The sequence below is a fragment of the Bacillus sp. 165 genome, assembly GCF_017742235.1.
Lineage (GTDB): Bacteria > Bacillota > Bacilli > Bacillales > Bacillaceae_G > JAGHKQ01.
This window is the reverse complement of the sequence record NZ_JAGHKQ010000002.1, coordinates 49,936-73,272: the sequence shown is the minus strand read 5'-3', so window position 1 is coordinate 73,272 and position 23,337 is coordinate 49,936. Positions and strand designations below refer to the sequence as shown.

Below are 23,337 nucleotides of genomic sequence, written 5' to 3'. Positions count from 1 at the left end.
ATAAGCAAACGTTATCACACTTACGGAAAAGTTCTATTCGGAAAGACATTAGGTGCATTCTTTGCTTTTTAAAAGAAGAACCTGCTCTCACACAGGCTCTTCTCAATTAAAGCATTTCATTCCATGTTTTCGGACCGACTATGCCATCTGCCACAAGCCCATGACGTGCTTGATACGCTCTTACTGCCAGTTCTGTTTTCAGACCAAAGATTCCATCAGGAGTCACAGATATTGTACGTTGAATACGCTCCACATCTCTTCCCTTTGATCCTTTCCTAATTAAACGACCGGGATATGGAACAGCCGCTTCATTATTCCATTGTACGTAGCTGAATGGTGCATCTACTTTTGTTAAGTTAAAATACTGGGCAATGCCTTCTGCATGCGCTCGGGCTGTGCCAATCAGAAAGTCCATATCTTTGAATTTTATAATGTCTTCATTGTCCATAAACAAGCTTTCTGTTAAAACTGCAGGCATACTTGTAAGCCGAAGCACTGCAAAGTTGGCAGCTTTCATACCTCTGTCAATCCCTCCTCGTCCGCTGAAGTAAGCAATAAGCCTCGAATGCAGTGCGGCTTGTAAAGCCACAGTATTAGAGCTAGCGTTTGTATGGCAGTACGATTCAAACCCTCTGCCTCCTCCGCTGTTGCAGTGAAGTGAGACAAAAACATCAGCTCCCCAAGCATTTGCACGTCTCGTACGTTCTGTCAATCCCACAAACGTGTCATCTACACGGGTCATACCAATTTGAATATTTGTGTATTCGGTTATAAGTACACGTCTTACTTGATGAGCAAGTTCTAATACAATGCTTTTCTCCTGTAATCCATATCCAGACGCACCAGGATCTTTTCCGCCATGACCGGCGTCCACCCAAATTTTGACCATGTTCTTCCCACCTTTTGCAAATTTCATGTCAAAAAAGCACTCCATTCTATAAATAAAATGGAGTGCTTTCTTTTTGGTCACATGACACGTTTAAACATTTTTTCAAGCTCATATGTGGAATGATGAATAACAATCGGGCGGCCATGGGGACAAGTGTATGGATTCGTTGTTTTTCGCAAATCCTCCAGCAGTACAAAAATTTCATCATTCTTCAAATATTGATTAGCTTTAATGGATGCCTTACAGCTCATCATGATAGCTGCTTCTTCGCGCAGCTTTTTAATATCTACGTTTTTTTGTTTTAATACTTGTTGGATCATTTCATCAATGATTTCGGTTTCCTGACCGCGAGGAAACCATTGCGGATGTGAACGAATAATATAACTCTGTTGCCCGAACGGTTCTAAAAATAATCCAACCTTTTGCAGCTCATCCAACTGCTCTTCTATACGCAAATACTCATTTAACGATACATCAATCCGATATGGCACAAGCAATTCCTGCACTTCACAAGCTACTTGTCCTACTTTTTCTTTAAAATACTCGTAGTTGATTCTCTCTTGAGCCGCATGCTGATCGATAATATATAATCCTTTGTCATTTTGAGCCAAAATGTACGTACCGTGCATTTGTCCAATGGGATATAACGGCGGGAGTTCGTTTGTCTTTACCACTTCAGCTTCTTGGGGCAAACTCCATTCAACTGGTATGTTCACTTCTTCTAGAACTGTTTCCTCATATACTCGCTTCTCCTCGGAAGCTGTATAAGCAGGCACTGGATCTGAATATTCTTCCTCTCTTACAACCGTCTGCGGCGAAAAGCTAAGCCGCTTTGATGGAGTCATAGTATGTTCAAGCTGAAACGTTTGCTGTTCACTTTGCTTTCTATCGACCTTTTGTACCGGTGTACCCGCATCTGGAATAAGCTGCACCTGCTGAAATGCCTTTTTAACAGCTGTTTCAATCAATTGCAGTAATTCAGCTTCCTTGCTAAAACGAACTTCCAGCTTCGACGGATGAACATTCACATCTACAAGCATCGGGTCCATGTCAATTGCGAAAAAGCCGATTGGATATCTGCCTATTGGCAGCAATGTATGATACCCTTGCTGAACCGCTTTAATCAAAGAATAGTTACGAATATACCTTCCGTTTACGATGGTCGATAAATAATTTCGAGACGCACGTGTTATTTCTGGCAATGCGATATAACCATGTACAGTAAAATCTAAGGATTCTGCTCGGATAGGAATCATTTTTTTAGCCGTTCCGACTCCATAAATAGCTGCAAGCACTTGACGAACATCTCCATTTCCCGATGTGTGAAGCAGCTTTTTGCCATTATGCAATAATTTAATTGCTACATTCGGATGCGAAAGAGCAATGCGATACACAATATCCGTTATATTCCCCAATTCGGTATTTATCGTTTTCATATACTTTAAGCGCGCCGGAGTATTATAAAACAAATGCTCAACTGTAATATCTGTACCTTTTCGACTCGCTGTACTCTCCTGCTTAACAACCTCTCCACCCTTTATAATGAGATGGGTGCCTGGTTCATCTCCCGTGCTTGTGACCAACTCTAATTGACTCACCGAAGCAATGCTGGGCAAGGCCTCTCCTCGAAATCCGAGTGTGCGAATGCGGAACAAATCATGTTCATCTTTAATTTTACTTGTAGCATGACGATCAAATGCAAGCAGACAATCCTCTTGTTGTATCCCGTCTCCATTATCTACAATACGAATTTTAGATAGACCAGCTTCTTCCAGCTCAATTTCAATCATGGTACTGTTTGCATCAATCGCATTTTCCACTAGTTCTTTTACAACGGAAGCAGGACGCTCTACCACTTCTCCGGCCGCTATCAAATTGGAAAGCTGATCATTCAACTTTTTGATTTTCCCCATTTACTCACTCCTTTCTATTTTTGCTTTAAACTTTTTTGAAGGCGATAAAGCTCGTTGATTGCTTCTAACGGCGTCATATCCAATAAATCCATTTTTTTAATGGTTTCCAGTACATCCTTTTCTTGCGAAGTTTGCGGGTACGGCTTCTTCTTTTCCTTTACCTGTTCTGGCCTATTTATTTCAAAAAAGGCCAATTGACTGTCCAGTAACTCATCTGCCTCTTCTTGCTTCTCTTCTATGTCTTGCAAGCCCCTATGCTCCTGCACTATTGTGGCACTGCTATTCTCCAAAGCTTCTAATACTTCCTTTGCTCGTGCAATAAGCGAATGTGGAAGCTCTGCTAATTCCGCTACATGAATACCGTAGCTTTTATCCGCAGACCCTTTTTTAATTTTATGCAAAAACACTACTTTACCATTTTCTTCAATAGCTGCCACATGGATATTATTCAGCTTGTCCAAACTCTCTTCCAAAACTGTCAATTCATGATAATGAGTGGAGAATAATGTTTTTGCTCCAATATTGGTATGAATATATTCAATAATCGCCTGTGCCAGCGCCATACCGTCATAGGTGGAAGTGCCTCGTCCAATTTCATCGAATAGTATCAAGCTCTTTTCTGTCGCATTAGCTATAGCATTTTTAGCTTCCAGCATTTCTACCATGAATGTACTTTGTCCAGAAATCAAATCATCCGCTGCTCCTATCCTAGTAAACACTTGGTCAAATACAGGCAGCACAGCTTCACTAGCTGGTGCGAAGCAACCCACTTGCGTAATTATTGCAATTAATGCTAGTTGTCTCATGTATGTGCTTTTACCTGACATATTTGGTCCTGTAATCAAAAACACATTTAAATCTTCACCCATTACACAATCATTCGGAACATACGTCTTCTTTTCTAGCACCTTTTCCACAACAGGATGACGACCGTCTTTAATTACAATTTCTCGCTTAGATGTTAATACTGGTTTGACAAAATGCTCTTCTTCACTTACAGTTGCGAATCCTTGCAATACATCAAGCTCACTAATTGCTTTTGCTGATTTTTGCAATCTCGAAATATATGATTTAACTTCTTCGCGGATTGAAACGAATAAATCATATTCCAATTGCACAATTTTTTCTTCTGCACCTAAAATCATCGCTTCTTTTTCTTTCAGCTCATCCGTGATAAACCGTTCTGCATTCGCTAATGTTTGCTTGCGCTCGTACCGCCCTTCAGGAAGAAGCGACAGATTAGCTTTTGTGACTTCGATATAATACCCAAAAATGCGGTTGTAGCCGATTTTTAATGATTTAATACCCGTTAACTCACGCTCTCGTTTTTCTAAATCTGCAATCCATGTTTTACCGTTTTTGCTGATATATCGATACTCATCCAGTTTTTCATGATACCCATCTTTAATAATATCGCCATCCTTTATAGACAACGGCGGGTTTTCTTTAATAGCACGCTCTAATAATGCAATCAAGCTATCACACGGGTCAATTCCTTTGACGATATGAGCAGTGTAGGGATTGTCCAATTGATGAACAATATTTAAAATATCAGGCACCTGTAAAAGTGACCGTTTTAACTGCAGCAAATCTCTGGCATTGACATTGCCGTATGCTACTTTTCCAGCTAAGCGTTCTAAATCATATACTTCCTTTAATTTTTCTTTCAGGTCTTCTCTTAAAAAATAATGGTTCACGAACGTTTCTACCATGCTTAACCGCTGTTCAATTTCTTCCTTCACAACAAGAGGACGCTCGATCCACTGCTTTAGTAGCCTTCCACCCATGGCAGTTTTTGTTTTGTCTAATAGCCAAAGAAGAGAACCTGTTTTCTCCTTCGTTCGAATGGTTTCTGTGAGCTCTAAATTCCGCTTGGAATGAACATCAATTTTCATAAATTGATTTGTATGGTAAATTTCAACCGGCTGTAAATGATCCAAAGCACGCTTTTGTGTACGAAGTACATAACGTAAAAGGCGTCCAAAGGTTTCAATTAGTTTAGTTTGTGTAATATGCTTTGTTAAATGATCAAAGCCGTCTGGAATTGATATGTCATCTTCATATGAAATAGTAAGCTTTAGCTTTTCACTAATGGACCGCAGCACCTCACCTGAAAAGTCAGAAGCAACCACAAGCTCCTTCGCTCCTAGTGCATATACTTCGAGCAGCACATCTTCCATGGAGCTTGTCAAAAGAGTAACCGAGTTTTGTCCGGTTGTTAAATCATTACAGGCAAGCCCATACGAACCATCTCGAAATAAAGAAATTGAGACTAGAAAGTTGTTTTCTTTCTCTTCAATCCCTTTTCCTTCCATCATCGTACCTGGGGTAATCAACTGAACAACTTCTCGCCTTACTACTCCTTTAGCTGTTTTCGGATCTTCCACTTGCTCACAAACCGCTACCTTGTACCCTTTTTCTATCAATTGTTCTATATAATTTTTAGCAGAATGGTAGGGAACACCACACATCGGTATGCGTTCACTTCCTCCTCCATCTCTGCTCGTCAGTGTAATTTCTAGTTCATGTGCCGCTTTTACGGCATCCTCAAAGAACATCTCATAAAAATCGCCGAGGCGAAAAAATAAAAAGGCATCTTGATAATCTGCCTTAATGGATAAGTATTGCTGCATCATCGGCGTATAGTTTGCCATCGTCTTCCTCCATCTTTACATAGTCCCTTGTCATTATAGCATAGAAACAGCATTTCTTCCTGCTTAGCCCTCTTAAGTGAAACCTTCACCTATTCATATTTAAGCAATAGATCTCACACTTCTCAGAGAGAAATGAAAAGGCTAGGAAGAAAGCCTTCCTAGCCGCTTATTATTCTTCTTCGGCATCCAAAATAAAGTTTGGATCTAAATCTTCAAATTCTTCATCATCCACATCATAATAGAAGTCATCATCATCCTGACAGCCATCTGGATTTACCTTGACGCATACTTTAGTTTCCCCTACTATTTCCACAATAAATTCTCGCTCTACTGTTACGATAATTTTGTTTCCATTCGGGGAGATAATGGCCTCTAAGCAGTTTGGATGCTGAATCACGCGCGCAATAATTTCATAATCATCGCCTGTAAAATTCTTATCACGATATTTAATCTTCACTTCATCTGTGTAATGAACACGTTCCGTTACTACTTCTGTTTTTGTGTTGTGATCATAAGAATACCATGTATTAATATCATAATATCCCTCGATCTGCACATACTTGCCATGCTTTTTCGCTTCATACGCGTGGTTAATCACCCAGCATCCTAAAATGCTTGTAGGGTGGTGATTCGGATCCACTGTATGAGTGCATTTGGTAAATTTACGTCCTTTTCCAACGACCGCTTTCGTTATAATCTCTCTGTATTCGGACATAAGGAACAAACCCTCCTCAATCAATATTCAATTAATCATATGCGAGACAATCGTTTAATGTGTCATAGTTGTAAAAATAAAGCTCGTAATTAAAAAAGCATAAAAACCGATATAATTCATTTTATGCACGTATACCCAAATATGTTCATATTTTTTGTAAAAGGCAACAAGTTGTATTTCCATTTGCTAATGCGCTTATCCTCATAGAGTAAATAAAAATGAGGTGTCCTTAATTGGACACCTCATTTTTATTTACTCGCAGCCGCAGCTCGTGCCACAGCCATTTTTATTTTGCAGTTGGGAACCTGTTTCTCCTCTTAGCACATCTCCGCCTGTAGATTCAATTATTTCATCAGTTACTTTATTCGTGATAGTGCTAGCTACTAGCTGAAGTAAATCATTTACATGTACTTGCGAAGCTTGAAATTCTTGCACAACAGGAATGGCTTCCAGTTCATTTTGCAATCCCTCAATTTGGGATTCAACTTTTTTCAACGCCTCGATTTTACCGTAATGCTGTAAGTTTACCGCATGCTTTTGAAGAGCTTTGATTTGTTCAATAGCCTTGCGCACATTTTCATTTTGATTAATTTGCGCTTCCGCTTTCTTAAAAAAGTCCACTTCTTCTGTCGTAGCGATCATTTTTGCTAATTCTCTTGCACGTTCTACAATCTCATCTTTTGTATAGTGACCCATTTTATTTCACCTCAATTGGTTCTTCTATCATCACACCGTTAAGCGACCAAGTTTTTGCTTCTGTAATCTTTACTTTTACAATTTTACCGATCGCAGATTTTGGAGCAATAAAGTTTACTAGTTTATTTTTGCGAGTATATCCAGCTAACACTTCCGGATTATTTTTACTTTCACCTTCTACTAATACTTCGACGATTTGATCTTGGTATGCCAAGTTCTTTTTCGCAGAAATTTCGTTTACAACCGCATTTAAACGCTGTAACCGCTCCTTCTTAACTTCGAGTGGCACATTGTCTTGCATTTTGGCTGCTGGTGTACCTTCACGTGGAGAATAAATGAATGTATAGGCACTATCGAATTCCACTTCACGATACAGGGAAAGAGTTTCCTCAAATTGCTCCTCTGTTTCATTTGGGAAGCCAACGATAATATCTGTTGTAAAAGAAGCATTTGGAATGGCTGCTTTCATTTTGCGAACAAGTTCTAAATACTGTTCACGAGTATACTTACGAGCCATGATTTTCAATATCTCCGTGCTTCCGGATTGAACAGGCAAATGAATATGCTCTACTAAGTTTCCACCCTTAGCCAACACTTCGATTAAATGATCATCAAAGTCACGCGGATGGCTTGTTGTAAAACGGATACGCGGTATATCAATCTTGCGCAGTTCATCCATCAAATCTCCCAAACCGTACTTGGTATCATCAAAATCTTTTCCGTACGCGTTTACATTTTGCCCTAGTAGGGTAATTTCCTTATAACCTTGTGCTGCTAATTGACGTACTTCTTGAATAATATCCTCTGGACGGCGGCTTCGTTCCTTACCGCGAGTATACGGTACAATACAATACGTACAGAACTTATCACAGCCATACATGATGTTAACCCAAGCCTTAATGTCACCGCGGCGTACTCTAGGAAGGTTTTCAATAACATCGCCTTCTTTAGACCACACTTCTACAACCATTTCTTTTGAGAACATCGCTTCTTTTAATATAAATGGAAGACGATGAATATTATGTGTTCCAAAAATCATATCCACATGCTGATGCGTTTTTAAAATTTTGTTTACAACAGATTCTTCTTGGGACATACATCCGCAAACACCTATTAAAAGATCAGGATTTTTTCGCTTTAGCGGTTTTAAATGACCGATTTCTCCAAATACTTTATTTTCAGCATTTTCACGAATCGCACATGTGTTAAGAAGAATTACATCCGCATCTTCCGTTGTATTCGTAGCCTCGAAGCCTAATCCAGTGAAAATCCCTGCCATAACTTCCGTATCATGCTCGTTCATTTGACATCCGTAAGTCCGGATATAAAATTTCCGACCAGCTCCGATACCAATCATATCTTCAGGAATTTCAAAACCGCGTTCAATGATGATTTGTTCTTTTCCGCGCTTCTTGGCATCCTTTAAAGAAGGCGGTTGATAAATCTTTTCAAAATATTGACTATAATCCTTTTCGGATTTTTTGTCCGAAGGATTTATTTGCGTGCTTTCTAAGCGTTGTTTTTCGTTCATGGTTAATCTCCTTTCCAGACTTCAATATGAATCGACATTCTAGACATGTACAATTCTCTTTATACTTTATCTGTACACATTATCATAGTATAAGGGTTTCAAGGGAATTAAACAAGAAGGAGCATTATTCATGAATAATATAAAGTGCAAGCGGGGACAGCTGCCCCCGCTCGTGAAAGTTTGCTTTTATTTAAGAATACCAAGCTCTTTTCCTGCTTGTTCAAAAGCATTGTACGCTTGCTGCAATTCTTCTTTTTATGGAATTAATACTACTTTGCCGCATTTGCCTTGAATCATTAACTGAAAGCCTTTTTCGAATTCTTCCAATGGAAGACGATGCGTAATAAGGGGTTCTACATCAACTTGTCCGGATTTTAACAAATTAGATACTTGTATCCATGTTTCGTACATTCTGCGTCCTGTAATACCTTGTACTGTCACACCTTTAAATACAATATTGTTCGTAATGTCGATTTCAACTGGACGAACAGGCAGACTTAAAATGGACACACGTCCACCATTTGTTACCATGTCAAACCCTTGATTCATCGCGATTGGGTGTCCAGACATTTCACAAACAACGTCAACACCGTTTCCATCTGTCAATCGCATTGCCACTTCTACCGGATTCTCTTTTAAAGAGTTCACAATTGTTGTTGCACCCATTTTCTTCGCTAACTCAAGACGAAATTCATTCACATCAAACGCGATAACTTGGGAAGCTCCCGCAGCTTTCGCTACTCCTACCGCCATAATACCAATTGGACCACAGCCAATTACAGCCACACTTTTACCAGTTACATCTCCAGCTAGTACTGTATGAACAGCGTTCCCCATCGGCTCTTGAATAGAAGCTACATGATACGGCATCTCTTTCGGGTTTTTCCAAATGTTAGATGCCGGCATCGCTACATATTCTGCAAAGCAGCCTTGTGTATCTACGCCGATAATTTTAGTATTTTTACATATATGGAAGTCACCGCGCAAGCATTGAGGACATGTTCCGCACACAATATGTGTTTCAGCGGATACATAATCTCCTAGTTGTACATTTGTTACATTATGTCCCACTCCTACAACTTCCCCAGCAAACTCATGGCCAAATACATATGGAGGATTTACACGACTTGCCGACCAATCATCCCATGTGTAAATGTGCACATCTGTACCACAAATAGAAGTTGCTTTTACCTTTATTAATACTTCATCATCATTAATTGTTGGTATATCCACCATTTGCAATTCTGCCCCATAACCACGGTGATGCTTTACAATTGCTTTCATTTTTCCTGTGGACACTGTCAGCACTCCTTCTGTTTAGCTGATTCTCTCTTGTTACATATTCTATCACTCTATATTATCGCGGTAAAGTAACCGCTTTCTTGGAATATACACTATAAAAAAGTCCTTTTACGTTTGTAAAAGGACTTTTTGATCTACATAAATTCTGCAACAAGCTCGTCGAACATCTCTTTATCAAGCTGAAGGTCTGCGTGTACCAGCGGAGTTTTGCTGTACCCGCTCACAAGCTCTTGGTACGACTTTTGTTCTTTATTTTGGTAAATGAGCCCGGTTACCAAACCATTATTTTCCATTAATGTTTGCATTGCTGTCATACGATTACTTGGATCGTATCCTTCAATACCGCTAAGGCGTACAATATTTTCCTTAAACCAATCATATGTGTTTACTTTATTGTACGTTACGCATGGGCTGAATACGTTAATCAAAGAAAATCCATCATGTTTGATGCCTTCTTCTATTAAAGACGTCAGTTCCTTAAGGTCGCTGGAAAAGCTTTGTGCAACGAATGTAGCACCTGCTGTTAATGCCATTTCCATTACAGAAAGAGCAGATTCAACAGATCCTTGCGGAGTGCTCTTCGTTTTAAAGCCAACGTCACTTCGCGGAGAGGTTTGTCCTTTTGTTAATCCGTAAATTTGATTATCCATGACGATATACGTAATGTTGATGTTACGGCGAATCGCATGAATTGTATGGCCCATTCCAATGGCAAATCCATCTCCGTCACCACCAGAAGCGATTACTGTTAAATCGCGGTTTGCCATTTTTACCCCTTGTGCAATCGGCAATGCACGGCCATGAATTCCGTGTAAGCCGTAAGAGTTAATATAACCAGAAATACGTCCAGAACATCCGATACCGGAAACAACAGCTAAGTTTTCAGGATCTAATCCGACATTTGCTGCTGCACGCTGTATTGCCGCTTGAACAGAGAAGTCTCCACAGCCAGGACACCAGTTTGGTTTTACGTTGTTACGAAAATCTTTAAATGTTGCCATTTAAAACAACTCCTTTTTTGCACTCGTTGTATATTTCCTTCGGTAGAAATGGATTTCCATCATATTTTAAGAGACTGGAAATTTTTTCTGCTTGGCCTACATTCATTTTGATTAAATTGGAAAGCTGCCCTGTTGCATTATTCTCTACTACAACAACCTTCTTAGCGCTCTTTACAAGCGGTAACAATTCGTTCGCAGGGAACGGATGAACTAAACGAACATGTGCATGATTTACTTTCATGCCATCCTGCTCTAAACGATCCATTGCTTCTTCAATAGTTCCCCGAGTGGAGTTGAATCCTACCAATAACAAGTCAGCCTCAGCATGCTTTGCATTTTTATATACAGGAGTGTCAAATCGTAAGTTGCTTAGTTTGCGAAGACGCTTATCCATTTGTGCGTTACGGTTTGCTGCGACTTCAGATGGCTTCCCTGTTTCATCGTGCTCTACACCTGTTACATGGTGAATACCATTTTTCATCCCTGGAACTACGCGCGGAGACACACCATCTTCTGTTACTTCATAACGTTTGAAATAGCCTTTATTTTCAATTTCAGGTAACTGTGCGTTCAAATCCAGTGTACCGCGGCGAATTTGTACTTTGTCAAATTGGAGTGGTTCCACCGTTTGCTTACCAAGGGACAATTGTAAATCTGTTAATAAGATAACCGGCACTTGGTATTCTTCCGCAATATTAAACGCCTCTGCCATATCATAAAATGCTTCTTCTACTGTACTTGGAGCAATTACTACCTTTGGAATTTCACCGTGAGTTCCATAAATCATGGCCATCAAGTCAGATTGTTCTTGTTTCGTAGGCAATCCAGTACTTGGTCCCCCGCGCTGTGTATCAACAATTACAAGCGGCGTTTCTGTAATACCGGATAATCCGATAGCTTCCATCATTAGAGACAATCCTGGTCCTGCAGATGCCGTTAATGTACGAACACCGCCATAGTTTGCACCGATAGCCATCGTACAAGCAGCAATCTCGTCTTCTGTTTGAATAACAGTTCCTCCTACTTTAGGAAGCTTTTTAATCAAATATTCCATAATTTCAGAAGCAGGCGTGATAGGATACGCTGCCATGAAGCGAGCACCGCCTGCCAGTGCACCAAACGCAATAGCATCGTTGCCGATCATAAACATCCGCTTTTTACCGTCTGCTTGCTCAAGCTGCATTAAATTTACTTTATTGCCAAGTAATTCTTTTATATATTGAGCACCGCGCTTGATTGCTTCCATATTTTTTTCGACTACCTGCTGACCTTTGCGGCCGAAGATTTCCTCTACTACGTCGAGGTACACTGCTTCACCTAACCCCAGCACTGCACTGGAAGCTCCCACAGCCACCATATTTTTCATTAAAGAAGTACCTAGTTCAGTCGCGATATCAGTGAAAGGCACCGCATACAAAGTAACATCCGTATTTTCTGGAATTGTCGGATTAAACTTCGCATCAGCAATAACAATTCCACCTGGGCGTAGCTCATAGAAGTTGACATCAATTGTTTCTTGGTCAAACGCAACTAATATATCTAAATCATCGGAGATTGCACGCACTTCCGTTGTGCTTACTCTGATTTTATTGTTCGTGTGACCGCCTTTAATACGCGATGAAAAGTGACGGTATCCATACAGATAATAACCTAAACGGTTTAACGCGATACTAAAAATTTCCCCTGTACTTTCAATACCTTCACCTTGTTGTCCTCCAACTTTCCAAGAAAGCTGACTAATCATCTCCTACACCCCTTTAAACTACATTCATTGTAGCGTAATTTCCTATTTATAGTTTATCATTTTATGGTGGATACCACTACAATGCTGGCAAATTAAATCTATAAATTTAAATTCATTTTCCATAAACAGTGTTAATTCGTTTTCAATTCTAGACCGACTAACAGAAAAATGCAAGATTTTCAAACGAAATTATTAACATTTTTTTAAATTTTTCAATTATTATGTAATATTTTTTAAAGCTTTTGTTTTGATCATAAATCAAAAGGATATTTTATCAATAAAATTCCTATACGCAAACGATTTTACTTGTTCCTCACTATAGTGCTTCAATAGTTCATTTATAAAATGCTCATATTGTGCAAATGCTGTAAAGTTTTCAACTGGATGATCAATACCATCAAAATCTGAACCAAATCCAATATGTTTTTCTCCACCCATACTACATATATAATCAATATGTCTTATTATATCCGCTATTTCAGCCTTTCCTGTTTCATTCAAGAACATGGGGACATATGTAACACCTATTATACCATTACGTTCAATAAGCGCTTTAATCTGGTCATCTTTTAAATTACGCGGATGAGGACAAAGCGAAAAAACGTTAGAGTGCGAAGCAATCGGATGATTAGCTTGTTCCATTACGTCCCAAAACCCTTTTTCAGATATATGGGACACATCCGTCCACAGCTTATATGTATTTAACTGCTTTACTATTTGTTCTCCAAATGAAGAAAGACCGGATCCACGTTTTTCTAGTATACCATCTGCTACTGCATTGCCATAATTCCATGTTAATCCGACAGACCTTACGCCCAATCGATATAATGTTTTTAATTTTGTCAGACTTTGCCCAATAGCATCGCAGCCTTCTAGCGTGAGCAACGCCCCAATTTCCCCTTCTTCTAGCATATCCGCATCATTCTTAGATAAAATAAGCTTCATGTCAGGTGACTTCTCTAAAATATCCTCATAAAAGATTTGTATCATTTCAAGTGCAGCAAAAAATCGTTGTTCATGAGGAACAATTTCCGGTATGTATACCGCAAAGCATTGAATATGACTATCCCCGGCTTGCAGTCCCTGTCTAGTAACATGGAGATCGGAATCATACTCAAATGTCATTATTCTGTCTGGCCTGCGATATTTTTTATTCATCCAAAGTTTGAACAAAACATCGCAATGCGCATCAAAAATTTTCATTGTTTCTCTCTCCTTCTATCTGCAAAAGCTACATAAAAACAACCTGTTTGCATTTGCAAACAGGTTTTAAGATTAACGAGGTTCTACAATTAATTTTATTGCGGTACGCTCCTCCCCGTCAATCATAATATCCGTAAAAGCAGGGATACAAATTAAATCTATTCCACTAGGCGCTACGAACCCTCTTGCAATTGCTACTGCCTTCACAGCTTGATTCAACGCACCTGCGCCAATCGCTTGCATTTCCGCAGATCCTCGTTCACGGATTACGCCAGCAAGTGCTCCAGCTACAGAATTTGGGACTGAAGTTGCTTTAACTTTTAATATTTCCATTCCTAGTTCCTCCTCGTATTATAAAAAATATAAGCTTGATAGAGTTCACTTTACATATATTCACGAGGAAGATAACGTATTCCTGCTTACAATTCTTAATTTTTCCGAAAAATTAAAATATATTGTTTTTTCTAACTTTTTTATTCGAATATGGATTGGTCATCATTGATAAGGATGCGATTAATTGCTTTTGCTCTTCCTGTGTTCGGGTCCACATCAATAATAACACCACTCAATTGTGTACGTCCTTCCGCTACTTCAAACCTGACAGGCAAACTTGTCAAAAAGCGCTTTAACACTGCTTCACGCTGCACACCTAAAATACCATCATAGGGTCCTGTCATGCCAACATCAGTTATGTAAGCTGTTCCATTTGGCAAAATTCGATTGTCTGCCGTTTGAACGTGTGTATGAGTTCCTACAACTGCAGTCGCTCTTCCATCAACATACCAGCCAACAGCTTGCTTTTCACTTGTAGCTTCTGCGTGGAAATCAATAAAGATAATTGGTGTACGTTTTTTAGCTTCCTTTATTAGTTCGTCCAATTTTTTGAAAGGACAGTCTATGGCAGGCAAAAATGTTCTTCCCTGCAAGTTGATAATCGCTACCTCTGTTCCATTGCACTTCACAAAAATTATTCCTTTTCCGGGTGTTCCCTCAGGAAAGTTTGCAGGCCTCACTAAGTATTTTGCCTCATCTATAAATTCAAAAACTTCGCGGTTATCCCAGGCATGATTGCCCAAAGTTACCGCTTGTGCTCCGCTTTCTAGAAAACTTCGATAAATCTTCTCAGTTATCCCTTTACCGTTAGCGGCATTTTCTCCATTAATAATAGTAAGCGACGGAGCATATTTCTTTTTTAACTTTGGCACATATTCTTGAATCATTTCTCTGCCAGGTGCTCCGACTACATCACCAATAAATAGTATTCTCATGGCTAGCTCCCTTTCTCTGTCTTTTTATTAGTATATTTCTAAGTGAAAAAAAATAAAGTGGTTTTCACCACTTTATTTTGCATATTCTACTGCACGCGTTTCCCTAATAACGGTAACCTTGATATGCCCTGGATAATCCAGTTCATTTTCAATACGTTTTCGGATATCACGTGCTAAACGATGTGCCTCTAAATCATCAATAGCATCCGGCTTCACCATGATGCGCACTTCTCGTCCCGCTTGAATCGCAAATGATTTTTCAACACCTTCATACGATTCTGAAATCTCTTCCAGCTTTTCAAGACGGCGAATATAGTTTTCCAATGTCTCGCTTCTTGCTCCTGGCCTTGCAGCTGACAATGCATCTGCTGCAGCGACAAGAACAGCAATAATAGAGGTTGGTTCTGTATCTCCGTGATGGGACGCAATACTATTGATTACAACTGGATGTTCTTTATATTTGGTTGCCAGTTCCACACCAATTTCAACGTGGCTTCCTTCCACTTCATGGTCAATTGCCTTTCCGATATCATGGAGAAGTCCCGCTCGGCGCGCAAGTTTCTCATCTTCTCCAAGCTCAGCAGCCATCAGTCCTGCTAGATAAGCAACCTCCATGGAGTGTTTTAACACGTTTTGACCATAGCTTGTTCTAAATTTCAGACGACCCAAAATTTTAATTAGATCTGGATGCAAACCATGTACACCTACTTCAAAGGTTGTTTGCTCTCCGACCTCACGAATATACTCATCCACCTCGCGTCTTGATTTCTCAACCATTTCTTCGATTCGTGCTGGGTGAATGCGACCATCTTGAACAAGTTTGTCTAAAGCGATTCGGGCAGTTTCTCTTCGAATTGGATCAAATCCGGATAAGATAACTGCTTCAGGGGTATCATCGATAATTAAATCAATACCTGTCAACGTTTCCAAAGTACGAATATTTCGGCCTTCACGACCAATAATACGTCCCTTCATCTCATCATTCGGAAGGTTTACAACAGAAACTGTTGTTTCTGCAACATGGTCAGCTGCACAGCGCTGAATAGCCATAGACAAAATTTCTTTTGCCTTTTTATCGCCTTCTTCTTTCGCACGTGCTTCGCCTTCCTTAATCATTATCGCAATTTCATGAGAAAGGTCATTTTCTACTTTCTCTAAAATTATGCCTCTTGCATCATCTCGAGTTAAACCTGAAACTCTTTCAAGCTCTTCTTGCTGCTTTCGAATCAGCTCATCCACTTTGCTTTCCAACTCTTCAATCTGCTGTTGTTTTAATGTTAGAGCATCCTCTTTCCTATCAAGCTGCTGCTCACGTTTATTGAGCGAATCATCTTTGCGATCGAGGTTCTCTTCTTTTTGCATTAAACGATTTTCTTGTTTTTGTAATTCGTTTCTTCGGTCACGAATATCTAACTCTGCCTCTGTACGAAGTTTATGAATCTCATCCTTAGCTTCTAGCAGTGCTTCTTTCTTTAAAGCCTCTGCCGTGCGCTTCGCATCATCTAAAATTAAATTAGCTGCATTTGTAGCACCATTAATTTTAGCTTCAGCAATGGATTTTCGAACAAAAAATCCAACAACTGCACCGACGATTGTGGCAAGCAAAATGGAGATGAGTAGTATTACTGTATCCATGATTTCACCTCCTCTTGCTATAAACTTATAAAATGTCGGCATGTACATTGTTACTTTGACGTTTCAACGTACAGCATAATGGCTTTTACGCTTTTCACATCATAATAAAAAGAATATACATTCTCATTGTATAGGGGCGTATTTTCATTGTCAAGGGTTGTCTCTGATTACTTTCATTTCCTGTCAACTGAAAAGAATGTTACAGTTTTGTGTCCTAATTGACCGGTTGTAAAAAATTGAAAATTATTTCCGTCCCGTTTCTTAAGCAACTATAATAAATCAGATATTTATTTCTAGTAAAAAAAGACACAATGATGTGTCTTTTTCCTTTACAGAATTAAATCTGATTTATTCATCTAGAAGTGAAAATTCTCCTTCATCCTCTTCTGTTACTGCATGTGTATCTTTATCAATGCCATAGTGCATACGAATTTGCGCTGCAATATCATCTCTTACGGCACGGTTTTCTTTTAAAAACTGTTTCGCGTTTTCACGTCCTTGTCCTAAACGCTCTTCCTTGTAAGAATACCAAGCTCCGCTTTTTTGTACGATATCCAAATCCGATCCCATATCAAGAGTTTCTCCTTCTTTTGAGATTCCCTCTCCGTACATAATATCCACATCTGCGTTGCGGAATGGAGGCGCTACTTTATTCTTTACAACCTTGATTTTCGTTTTATTACCCACAACATCAGTACCTTGCTTTAGCTGTTCAGCACGGCGTACTTCTAAACGTACAGTGGAATAGAATTTTAACGCGCGTCCGCCTGGAGTGGTTTCTGGGTTCCCGAACATAACCCCAACTTTTTCACGAATCTGATTAATAAAGATTGTAATTGTTTTAGACTTGTTAATCGCACCGGAAAGTTTACGCAAAGCTTGAGACATCAAACGAGCTTGTAAACCAACGTGTGAGTCACCCATTTCACCTTCAATTTCAGCTTTAGGTACAAGAGCCGCCACGGAATCGATAACAATAATATCAATCGCACCGCTTCGTACTAAAGCTTCTGCGATTTCTAAGCCTTGTTCTCCCGTGTCAGGCTGTGAAAGCAAAAGCTCATCAATATTAACGCCTAATTTTTGTGCATACACAGGGTCAAGCGCGTGTTCCGCATCAATAAATGCCGCTTGTCCTCCGCGTGCTTGTACCTCTGCAATTGCATGAAGTGCTACAGTCGTTTTACCAGATGATTCAGGCAGGTTTGTTATACACAAGGCTTTTTATCCTTGCTTCTGGAGGTCACCCTCATTATTATACGCTCTGGCAGACGTATAACTACAATTGGTCAATTCCAATTCAGCTCAGCGTACATATTATCCCTCAGCATAACCTGTTAGGGAAGGGACACTCTTGCCAGGATTATATTCTACACATTCGCAGTTTTCACCTGGTACGCGTTACGGTGCTATGTGCTTTTTAATTCACATAGTTACCTCGGAATCGTCTCCCCTTGGAGAGGTTTTCCGATTTTGCCCCTTTCCTCTTATCAGTTTCCTAATAAGCGGGCGATTTTCGCTTACCATTAAGCGATTCGTTCACCATAGATTTCAATAATTCTCCCTCTTGGATAACCACCTACTCCTAACGCTACATCTAGCGCTAAAGAACCGCTCGGAATTGTTGAAATTTGACGTTCCGTTTGCTCTCCCAGCTTCATGATAGAACCTTTACCGAATTGCTTTTCTATTTGTTTTAACGCCATTTCTAACGCTGCTTGACGATCGCTCACTCTGTTTCCTCCTTTTTCTTTGAAACTATCTTCATTATACCCTTTTTGCATCAAAAATGCCAACAAAAATCGAACGTTTATTCGATTTTTGTTTTTTTTTCATATAAGACTTTCATCTTTTCAAGCTAATAAAAGAAAAAAACTAGAGGCAACTTTATAGCTCCTCTAGCTTTTTCAATAAGTAGTAAAATCCGTATTTCACCGTCCGCTCACGAATCACTTGTCTGCTTCCGACAAGTGAAAGCTTCACAGTAAACGGCGGCTGCTCTCCTGCTGCTATACCTAAATACACAGTGCCCGGCGCTTTGCCTTCTAACCCGTCAGGGCCTGCAGCTCCTGTGAAACTGATTCCGATATCTGTTTTGAGTAGATGCCGTACATTTTGAGCTAAGATGCCCGCACAAACTGCACTCACAGCACCTTCACTTTCTAATACAGCTTGAGGAACCTGCAGCACCTGCTGTTTCACTTCATTACTATAGCAAATAATGCCTCCATTAAATACTTCCGATGCACCAGGTATGTCCGTAATACGCTGACTGAAATGTCCTCCCGTCAAACTTTCCGCACATGATAATGTAAGCCCTTTTTCTTTTAACAGTTCTGTCGCTTTAACATGCAGCTCCATTTCATCATATCCGTAAAAAAACGAACCAACTCGATTTAAAATACGTGCTTCCGTCTCGTTAATCAGCTTCTGAGCTATTTCCGAAGAACTATGCTTCGCTGTAATGCGCAGTGTAACTTCTCCATCTGACGCATACGGAGCAATAGTAGGATTTGTCTGACTATCTATGATATCTTCAATCTCTGTTTCCAGCTGTGACTCTCCTATGCCGAAAAACCGAAGCACACGAGAATACAACTGAGCTTCTCTATGCACTTTTTTCATTAAAAACGGTTCTACATAAGACTCGTACATCGGATTCATTTCCTTCGGCGGGCCCGGCAACAGAATATATAGCTTTTCACCTTCTTCCAACCCCATTCCTGGTGCCATTCCATGGTCATTTGCAAATATAGAAGCACCCTTTAATACAAGTGCTTGTTTTTTATTATTCTCGGTCACAGGACGTCCTGTTCTTTTAAAATAATGTTCTATATATTGCATTGCCTGTTCGTCGTATACGAGTTCTGTTCCTACACAAGAAGCAATCGTTTCTTTTGTTAAGTCGTCCTTAGTTGGCCCCAATCCTCCAGTAAATATTAAAATGTCCGCTCTGTTCTTTGCAACATCAATTGCACTTTTCAAGCGTCCAACATTATCTCCTACAACCGTTTGATAATATACATCAATGCCGAGCAACGCTAATTTTTGTGATAAAAATCTTGCGTTCGTATTTAAAATCTGTCCGAGCAACAGCTCAGTTCCAACCGCAATAATTTCTGCGTTCATCTCCCGTTCCCCCAAACGCCTGCTATTTTGAGTTTACAAACACATTTCTGTTTTTTCGGAAATAGTCCCATCCCGAATAGATAGTAAATATAACAGCAATCCACATCGTCACATACGCAACAGAAAACGGTAAAAAGTTTAATGGTACATCGTGAAGCAAGTAAGCAGAAATAGCAACAACCTGCATCCACATTTTTATTTTTCCAGGCATTTTAGCAGCTGCAACCTCTCCTGTACCTGCTAAAAGAAGACGCAGCCCTGTTACAGCAAACTCACGGCTGATGATAACAATAGCAATCCAAGCCGGCACATACTGCAATTCAACCAACGTTATTAAGGCAGCCGATACGAGCAATTTATCTGCCAATGGATCTAAAAACTTTCCAAGGTTAGTTACTAGATTGTATTTCCTTGCGTAATAACCGTCTACCCAATCCGTTGCTGAAGCAAGAATGAAAATAAGAGCTCCTACGAAATGAGTTACAGGCAAGATAACATTGCCCACAGTAAATGTTCCCCAGTCAAATTCCACCAACATCACAATTAAAAACAACGGAATTAACATAATTCGGGATACAGTAATTTTATTAGGTATATTCACAACTATTCCTCCATACTTTCCACATTACAAATAGTAAATATTGATTGAAAAAAGTCATCACGTGGATGACTGAGCAGTTCGTAAATTTTTAATCGTAATAATTTGTTGAACGTAATCATTCGGATTTTGCGGAAACTGCAGCACTTGTCCATTAATTTTCACTTCCACATCAGAAGAGCGGCCAATATTCAAACGAATAGTATCTTCTGATGTTAAATCTTGTTGCTGCACTTCTCCTGATTTTAGTATGCCTGCGAAAAAATTTTTGCCTTTGCCATTTTTTATGTCTACATAGCTTGTTCCTTTTGAAGAGATCTCTAAAACTAAAGAAGTTGCGTTGCTAATTTCAACTGTTGAATACTTTCCTTTCTTTTCAACAATCTTTAGTTCTTGAACAGGTGCAGGAGGCTCCTCTTTCTGCTCCGACTCCGTTTCCTTTTCAGTCTGCTTAACCTCTTCTTGCTTTTCTTCTTTATCCAACGGTGAATTTTCTGCCTTTTCCACCTCTGCTTCTATTTTCGTACCAGGCTGCTCTTTGGCTTTTTCACTGCCAGCCGTTAAACTTTGAAATAACAGCCAAATGCCTACTGCAACACTTATTGCAACAAGGGACAGCAACACTTTAGGCATATAGTCCATGATTTTAGAAGTTGAACCAGAAACTGACTCCTGCGTTCTTCTTACTCGAGACAATTGAGAAACTTCAGCGGTTGCAGCAGCAGGAATCTCTGCCTTATATTCCTCAAAAATCTCTTCCGGATCCAGTCCTAACGCTTCTGCATACTGTCGAATAAACGCCCGTACGTAGAAGTTTCCTGGCAGCACTTTATAATTCCCTTCCTCAATCCCTATTAAGTACCGCTTTTGAATTTTTGTGACTTCCTGTAATTCATCTAGTGAAAATCCTTTTTCCACTCTCGCTTCCTTTAAGCGATTTCCTAATTCCGTCAATGGTAACACCTCGATATTCAATTAAAAATCAAACATAGAAAGATTATTCTTTTTATTAAGCTCAATTTCATCCACGATATCATATGTGATTTCTTCATCATATTCATTGCGAAGTTCGATAATATAATCAAAATCATCGAGTTTATACTCCGATTGGCTAACAAAAATATCTGGATGTTCAACAACTTTGGTCGCTGGTAGCTGCATAATTTCTCGAACCAATTGCCAGTGGCGTTCATTTGCACGTTTCGTCGACACAATGCCGTCGATGATATAAATATTGTTCTCGCTGTATTCATCTTCAATTAACTGACTCCGAATCGTCTGTTTAATTAATGTGGAAGAAACAAATAACCAACGTTTATTGGCGCATACACTGGCCGCTACGATAGACTCTGTTTTTCCGACGCGAGGCATACCGCGAATGCCAATCAACTTATGTCCATCTTTCTTCATGAGCTCCGCCATAAAGTCTACCAGCAACCCTAACTCATCCCGAACAAAGCGAAACGTTTTTTTATCGTCTGCATCTCTTTGGATATACCTGCCGTGCCGTACAGCTAAACGATCGCGGAGTTTTGGTGTACGATATTTCGTTACCGTTATATTATCCATGGTATTCAAGATTGATTCAAGTCTCTTTATTTGCTCTTCATTTTCACATTTCAGCAGAAGTCCACGCCTAATATCGTCAACACCATTGATGGTCACAATATTGATACCTAGCATCCCGATCAATGACGATATATCCCCAAGCAATCCTGGACGGTTTTTATGTATCTCATACTCAAAATACCATTCAATCATACTTTTCTCCCCCTTGCCTATCAAAACACTTATGTATAATATTATATGATTTTTTGTCAATAAGAAAGTGAAATGACACTATTACTTTTTACAACTTTGTGCAAAAGGTGAAAATGTGGTATTTTTGTAATACTTATTCTCTATATTCTGCCTTTCGTGAAGGTTCTGAAACCGAAAATAAAAGAGAGGAAGCTCCTCTCTTTTACACTCATCCTTTAACCAGTTTCACCATAAGGTTTGCAAGAATATGCTGCTCTTCTTGGTCAGCTATTTTCCAAAGCTCCGACAAAATTCTCTCCTGCTCGTTTTTAGGTTCCACTTCGTTTGCTAAATAATCACCAAGGCGATATGCCATTTCAGAAACTACCCCGTTATCCATTCCGTTGGATTGTGCTTGCTCTAACCGTTCTCCTAAAAACTGCTTCCATTGTTCAAAGTTGTCTAAAACTGACATGCTGTATCCCACCTTTGCATTAAAATTGTATCGATTTTACTATGTACTTATTAAGGTGTTTTTATACGGTCATTTCAGCAATGCCATCCTCCGTTGACTCCAAGTACCTGGCCTGTAATATACGATGATTGTTTAGATAATAAAAAAGAAACTGTGTCTGCAATTTCGTCGGCATATGCCAATCGCCCCATAGGGATATCCTGTGCAATCTCCTTTCTTTCTTCTTCAGAAAATATACTTAGCATATCTGTTTCCACCGCTCCTGGAGCCACTGCATTTACCCGTACTCCGCTCAGTGCTACTTCTTTTGCCAACGCTTTTACATACGTATTTTGTCCGCCCTTTACCATGGAATACAACACCTCACATGAAGCGCCAGTTTGCCCCCAAATAGAGGAGATGACAACAATAGAGCCGGCTCTGTTGCGAATCATCGTCGGCAGAGCTTTATTGCCAATTCTATATAAATTGGTTAAATGCAGTGTCATCATACTTCTTAATTGTTCTTCTGAAGTATCAGTGACAAGTCCAAATACACTTTTCCCTGCAGTATATACAATGGCTTCCAGTTCATGATGAATTTGCTCCCATAGCAAATCGGCTCCTTTTTCTTCACTTAAATCTGCTTGCACCATATATATTTCTGTATACTCTGTTTGTAATTTTTTATATAGCTCCTTTACAGTTTCTTCATTTGTATGATAATGCAAGTACAAAGAATAGCCTTTTGCTGCTAATGTTTTAGCAACCGATGCTCCGATTCCTCCGCTTGCTCCCGTTACTAATGCATATCGTTTCATATCTCTCTCCTGTACTTTTTCTTAATATCAAAACAAGCATCCAA

General features: G+C 39.6%; 20 protein-coding genes and 1 pseudogene. All 21 read right to left on the bottom strand.

Translation table 11 applies throughout. The features are described 5' to 3' along the window. Window positions 1-106 precede the first annotated feature (106 nt). The 21 genes and pseudogenes from J7Q84_RS04245 to ymfI all read right to left on the bottom strand — a co-directional run bounded on the left by J7Q84_RS04245 (window position 107) and on the right by ymfI (window position 23,293). A complete protein-coding gene (locus J7Q84_RS04245) occupies window positions 107-889 on the bottom strand; it encodes an N-acetylmuramoyl-L-alanine amidase (protein ID WP_209093198.1) in 783 nt (260 codons plus the stop codon). A gap of 77 nt (window positions 890-966) precedes the next feature. Next, window positions 967-2,802 carry a DNA mismatch repair endonuclease MutL gene (mutL, locus tag J7Q84_RS04240; protein WP_209093197.1) on the bottom strand — a complete coding sequence of 612 codons (1,836 nt, stop codon included), beginning with the start codon at window positions 2,800-2,802 and terminating at the stop codon, window positions 967-969. Between the two features lie 14 nt (window positions 2,803-2,816). Next, complete coding sequence (gene mutS, locus J7Q84_RS04235) at window positions 2,817-5,456, bottom strand: DNA mismatch repair protein MutS (RefSeq protein WP_209093196.1); 2,640 nt, start codon at window positions 5,454-5,456, stop codon at window positions 2,817-2,819. 169 nt (window positions 5,457-5,625) lie between these two features. Next, complete coding sequence (locus tag J7Q84_RS04230) at window positions 5,626-6,171, bottom strand: outer spore coat protein CotE (RefSeq protein WP_209093195.1); 546 nt, start codon at window positions 6,169-6,171, stop codon at window positions 5,626-5,628. Window positions 6,172-6,423: 252 nt separating this feature from the next. Continuing rightward, complete coding sequence (locus J7Q84_RS04225; RefSeq protein ID WP_209093194.1) at window positions 6,424-6,867, bottom strand: YlbF/YmcA family competence regulator; 444 nt, start codon at window positions 6,865-6,867, stop codon at window positions 6,424-6,426. Window position 6,868: 1 nt separating this feature from the next. Further along, entirely contained in the window at window positions 6,869-8,398 is a 1,530-nt protein-coding gene (miaB, locus tag J7Q84_RS04220; RefSeq protein WP_209093193.1) for a tRNA (N6-isopentenyl adenosine(37)-C2)-methylthiotransferase MiaB, read from the bottom strand. Window positions 8,399-8,653: 255 nt separating this feature from the next. Next, window positions 8,654-9,682, bottom strand: a complete 1,029-nt coding sequence (tdh, locus tag J7Q84_RS04215; RefSeq protein WP_209093334.1) for an L-threonine 3-dehydrogenase — start codon at window positions 9,680-9,682, stop codon at window positions 8,654-8,656. A gap of 152 nt (window positions 9,683-9,834) precedes the next feature. Further along, window positions 9,835-10,701, bottom strand: a complete 867-nt coding sequence (locus tag J7Q84_RS04210) for a 2-oxoacid:ferredoxin oxidoreductase subunit beta (protein ID WP_209093192.1) — start codon at window positions 10,699-10,701, stop codon at window positions 9,835-9,837. Further along, on the bottom strand, window positions 10,688-12,445 hold the full coding sequence (locus J7Q84_RS04205; protein WP_209093191.1) for a 2-oxoacid:acceptor oxidoreductase subunit alpha: 1,758 nt from the start codon (window positions 12,443-12,445) through the stop codon (window positions 10,688-10,690). Before J7Q84_RS04205 ends, J7Q84_RS04210 begins: the two co-directional genes overlap by 14 nt. A gap of 258 nt (window positions 12,446-12,703) precedes the next feature. Next, entirely contained in the window at window positions 12,704-13,648 is a 945-nt protein-coding gene (locus J7Q84_RS04200) for a dipeptidase (RefSeq protein ID WP_209093190.1), read from the bottom strand. 72 nt (window positions 13,649-13,720) lie between these two features. Then, window positions 13,721-13,981: a stage V sporulation protein SpoVS gene (gene spoVS / locus J7Q84_RS04195; RefSeq protein ID WP_209093189.1), complete on the bottom strand. Its 261-nt coding sequence runs from the start codon at window positions 13,979-13,981 to the stop codon at window positions 13,721-13,723. Window positions 13,982-14,121: 140 nt separating this feature from the next. After that, the gene (locus tag J7Q84_RS04190; RefSeq protein WP_209093188.1) at window positions 14,122-14,916 is read right to left on the bottom strand and encodes a TIGR00282 family metallophosphoesterase; all 795 of its coding nucleotides are present in this window, start codon (window positions 14,914-14,916) and stop codon (window positions 14,122-14,124) included. A gap of 72 nt (window positions 14,917-14,988) precedes the next feature. After that, the gene (gene rny, locus J7Q84_RS04185; protein WP_481747529.1) at window positions 14,989-16,551 is read right to left on the bottom strand and encodes a ribonuclease Y; all 1,563 of its coding nucleotides are present in this window, start codon (window positions 16,549-16,551) and stop codon (window positions 14,989-14,991) included. Window positions 16,552-16,899: 348 nt separating this feature from the next. Continuing rightward, window positions 16,900-17,751, bottom strand: a pseudogene (gene recA / locus J7Q84_RS04180) (recombinase RecA); the annotation flags it as partial. Window positions 17,752-18,077: 326 nt separating this feature from the next. Beyond that, window positions 18,078-18,284 carry a hypothetical protein gene (locus J7Q84_RS04175; protein ID WP_481747528.1) on the bottom strand — a complete coding sequence of 69 codons (207 nt, stop codon included), beginning with the start codon at window positions 18,282-18,284 and terminating at the stop codon, window positions 18,078-18,080. Window positions 18,285-18,438: 154 nt separating this feature from the next. Continuing rightward, a complete protein-coding gene (locus J7Q84_RS04170) occupies window positions 18,439-19,680 on the bottom strand; it encodes a competence/damage-inducible protein A (RefSeq protein ID WP_209093187.1) in 1,242 nt (413 codons plus the stop codon). 22 nt (window positions 19,681-19,702) lie between these two features. After that, window positions 19,703-20,281 carry a CDP-diacylglycerol--glycerol-3-phosphate 3-phosphatidyltransferase gene (gene pgsA, locus J7Q84_RS04165; RefSeq protein ID WP_209093186.1) on the bottom strand — a complete coding sequence of 193 codons (579 nt, stop codon included), beginning with the start codon at window positions 20,279-20,281 and terminating at the stop codon, window positions 19,703-19,705. A gap of 57 nt (window positions 20,282-20,338) precedes the next feature. Next, a complete protein-coding gene (locus J7Q84_RS04160; RefSeq protein ID WP_348519823.1) occupies window positions 20,339-21,241 on the bottom strand; it encodes a helix-turn-helix domain-containing protein in 903 nt (300 codons plus the stop codon). A 12-nt stretch (window positions 21,242-21,253) separates the two neighbouring features. Then, window positions 21,254-22,039 (bottom strand): DUF3388 domain-containing protein, encoded by a 786-nt coding sequence (locus J7Q84_RS04155; protein WP_209093184.1) that lies wholly within the window; start codon window positions 22,037-22,039, stop codon window positions 21,254-21,256. Between the two features lie 208 nt (window positions 22,040-22,247). Further along, a complete protein-coding gene (locus J7Q84_RS04150) occupies window positions 22,248-22,493 on the bottom strand; it encodes a DUF3243 domain-containing protein (RefSeq protein ID WP_209093183.1) in 246 nt (81 codons plus the stop codon). A 74-nt stretch (window positions 22,494-22,567) separates the two neighbouring features. Beyond that, window positions 22,568-23,293, bottom strand: a complete 726-nt coding sequence (gene ymfI / locus J7Q84_RS04145; RefSeq protein ID WP_209093182.1) for an elongation factor P 5-aminopentanone reductase — start codon at window positions 23,291-23,293, stop codon at window positions 22,568-22,570. Window positions 23,294-23,337 lie beyond the last annotated feature (44 nt).

Excerpts from the sequence above, each read along its gene's own strand:
- J7Q84_RS04210 (WP_209093192.1), bottom strand. The coding sequence starts at position 10,701 with ATGGCAACATTTAAAGATTTTCGTAACAACGTAAAACCAAACTGGTGT.
- J7Q84_RS04190 (WP_209093188.1), bottom strand. The coding sequence starts at position 14,916 with ATGAGAATACTATTTATTGGTGATGTAGTCGGAGCACCTGGCAGAGAA.
- spoVS (WP_209093189.1), bottom strand. The coding sequence starts at position 13,981 with ATGGAAATATTAAAAGTTAAAGCAACTTCAGTCCCAAATTCTGTAGCT.
- miaB (WP_209093193.1), bottom strand. The coding sequence starts at position 8,398 with ATGAACGAAAAACAACGCTTAGAAAGCACGCAAATAAATCCTTCGGAC.
- rny (WP_481747529.1), bottom strand. The coding sequence starts at position 16,551 with ATGGATACAGTAATACTACTCATCTCCATTTTGCTTGCCACAATCGTC.
- mutL (WP_209093197.1), bottom strand. The coding sequence starts at position 2,802 with ATGGGGAAAATCAAAAAGTTGAATGATCAGCTTTCCAATTTGATAGCG.
- J7Q84_RS04170 (WP_209093187.1), bottom strand. The coding sequence starts at position 19,680 with ATGAACGCAGAAATTATTGCGGTTGGAACTGAGCTGTTGCTCGGACAG.
- J7Q84_RS04230 (WP_209093195.1), bottom strand. The coding sequence starts at position 6,171 with ATGTCCGAATACAGAGAGATTATAACGAAAGCGGTCGTTGGAAAAGGA.
- J7Q84_RS04150 (WP_209093183.1), bottom strand. The coding sequence starts at position 22,493 with ATGTCAGTTTTAGACAACTTTGAACAATGGAAGCAGTTTTTAGGAGAA.
- J7Q84_RS04225 (WP_209093194.1), bottom strand. The coding sequence starts at position 6,867 with ATGGGTCACTATACAAAAGATGAGATTGTAGAACGTGCAAGAGAATTA.
- J7Q84_RS04155 (WP_209093184.1), bottom strand. The coding sequence starts at position 22,039 with ATGATTGAATGGTATTTTGAGTATGAGATACATAAAAACCGTCCAGGA.
- J7Q84_RS04200 (WP_209093190.1), bottom strand. The coding sequence starts at position 13,648 with ATGAAAATTTTTGATGCGCATTGCGATGTTTTGTTCAAACTTTGGATG.
- tdh (WP_209093334.1), bottom strand. The coding sequence starts at position 9,682 with ATGAAAGCAATTGTAAAGCATCACCGTGGTTATGGGGCAGAATTGCAA.
- J7Q84_RS04205 (WP_209093191.1), bottom strand. The coding sequence starts at position 12,445 with ATGATTAGTCAGCTTTCTTGGAAAGTTGGAGGACAACAAGGTGAAGGT.
- ymfI (WP_209093182.1), bottom strand. The coding sequence starts at position 23,293 with ATGAAACGATATGCATTAGTAACGGGAGCAAGCGGAGGAATCGGAGCA.
- J7Q84_RS04245 (WP_209093198.1), bottom strand. The coding sequence starts at position 889 with ATGGTCAAAATTTGGGTGGACGCCGGTCATGGCGGAAAAGATCCTGGT.
- mutS (WP_209093196.1), bottom strand. The coding sequence starts at position 5,456 with ATGGCAAACTATACGCCGATGATGCAGCAATACTTATCCATTAAGGCA.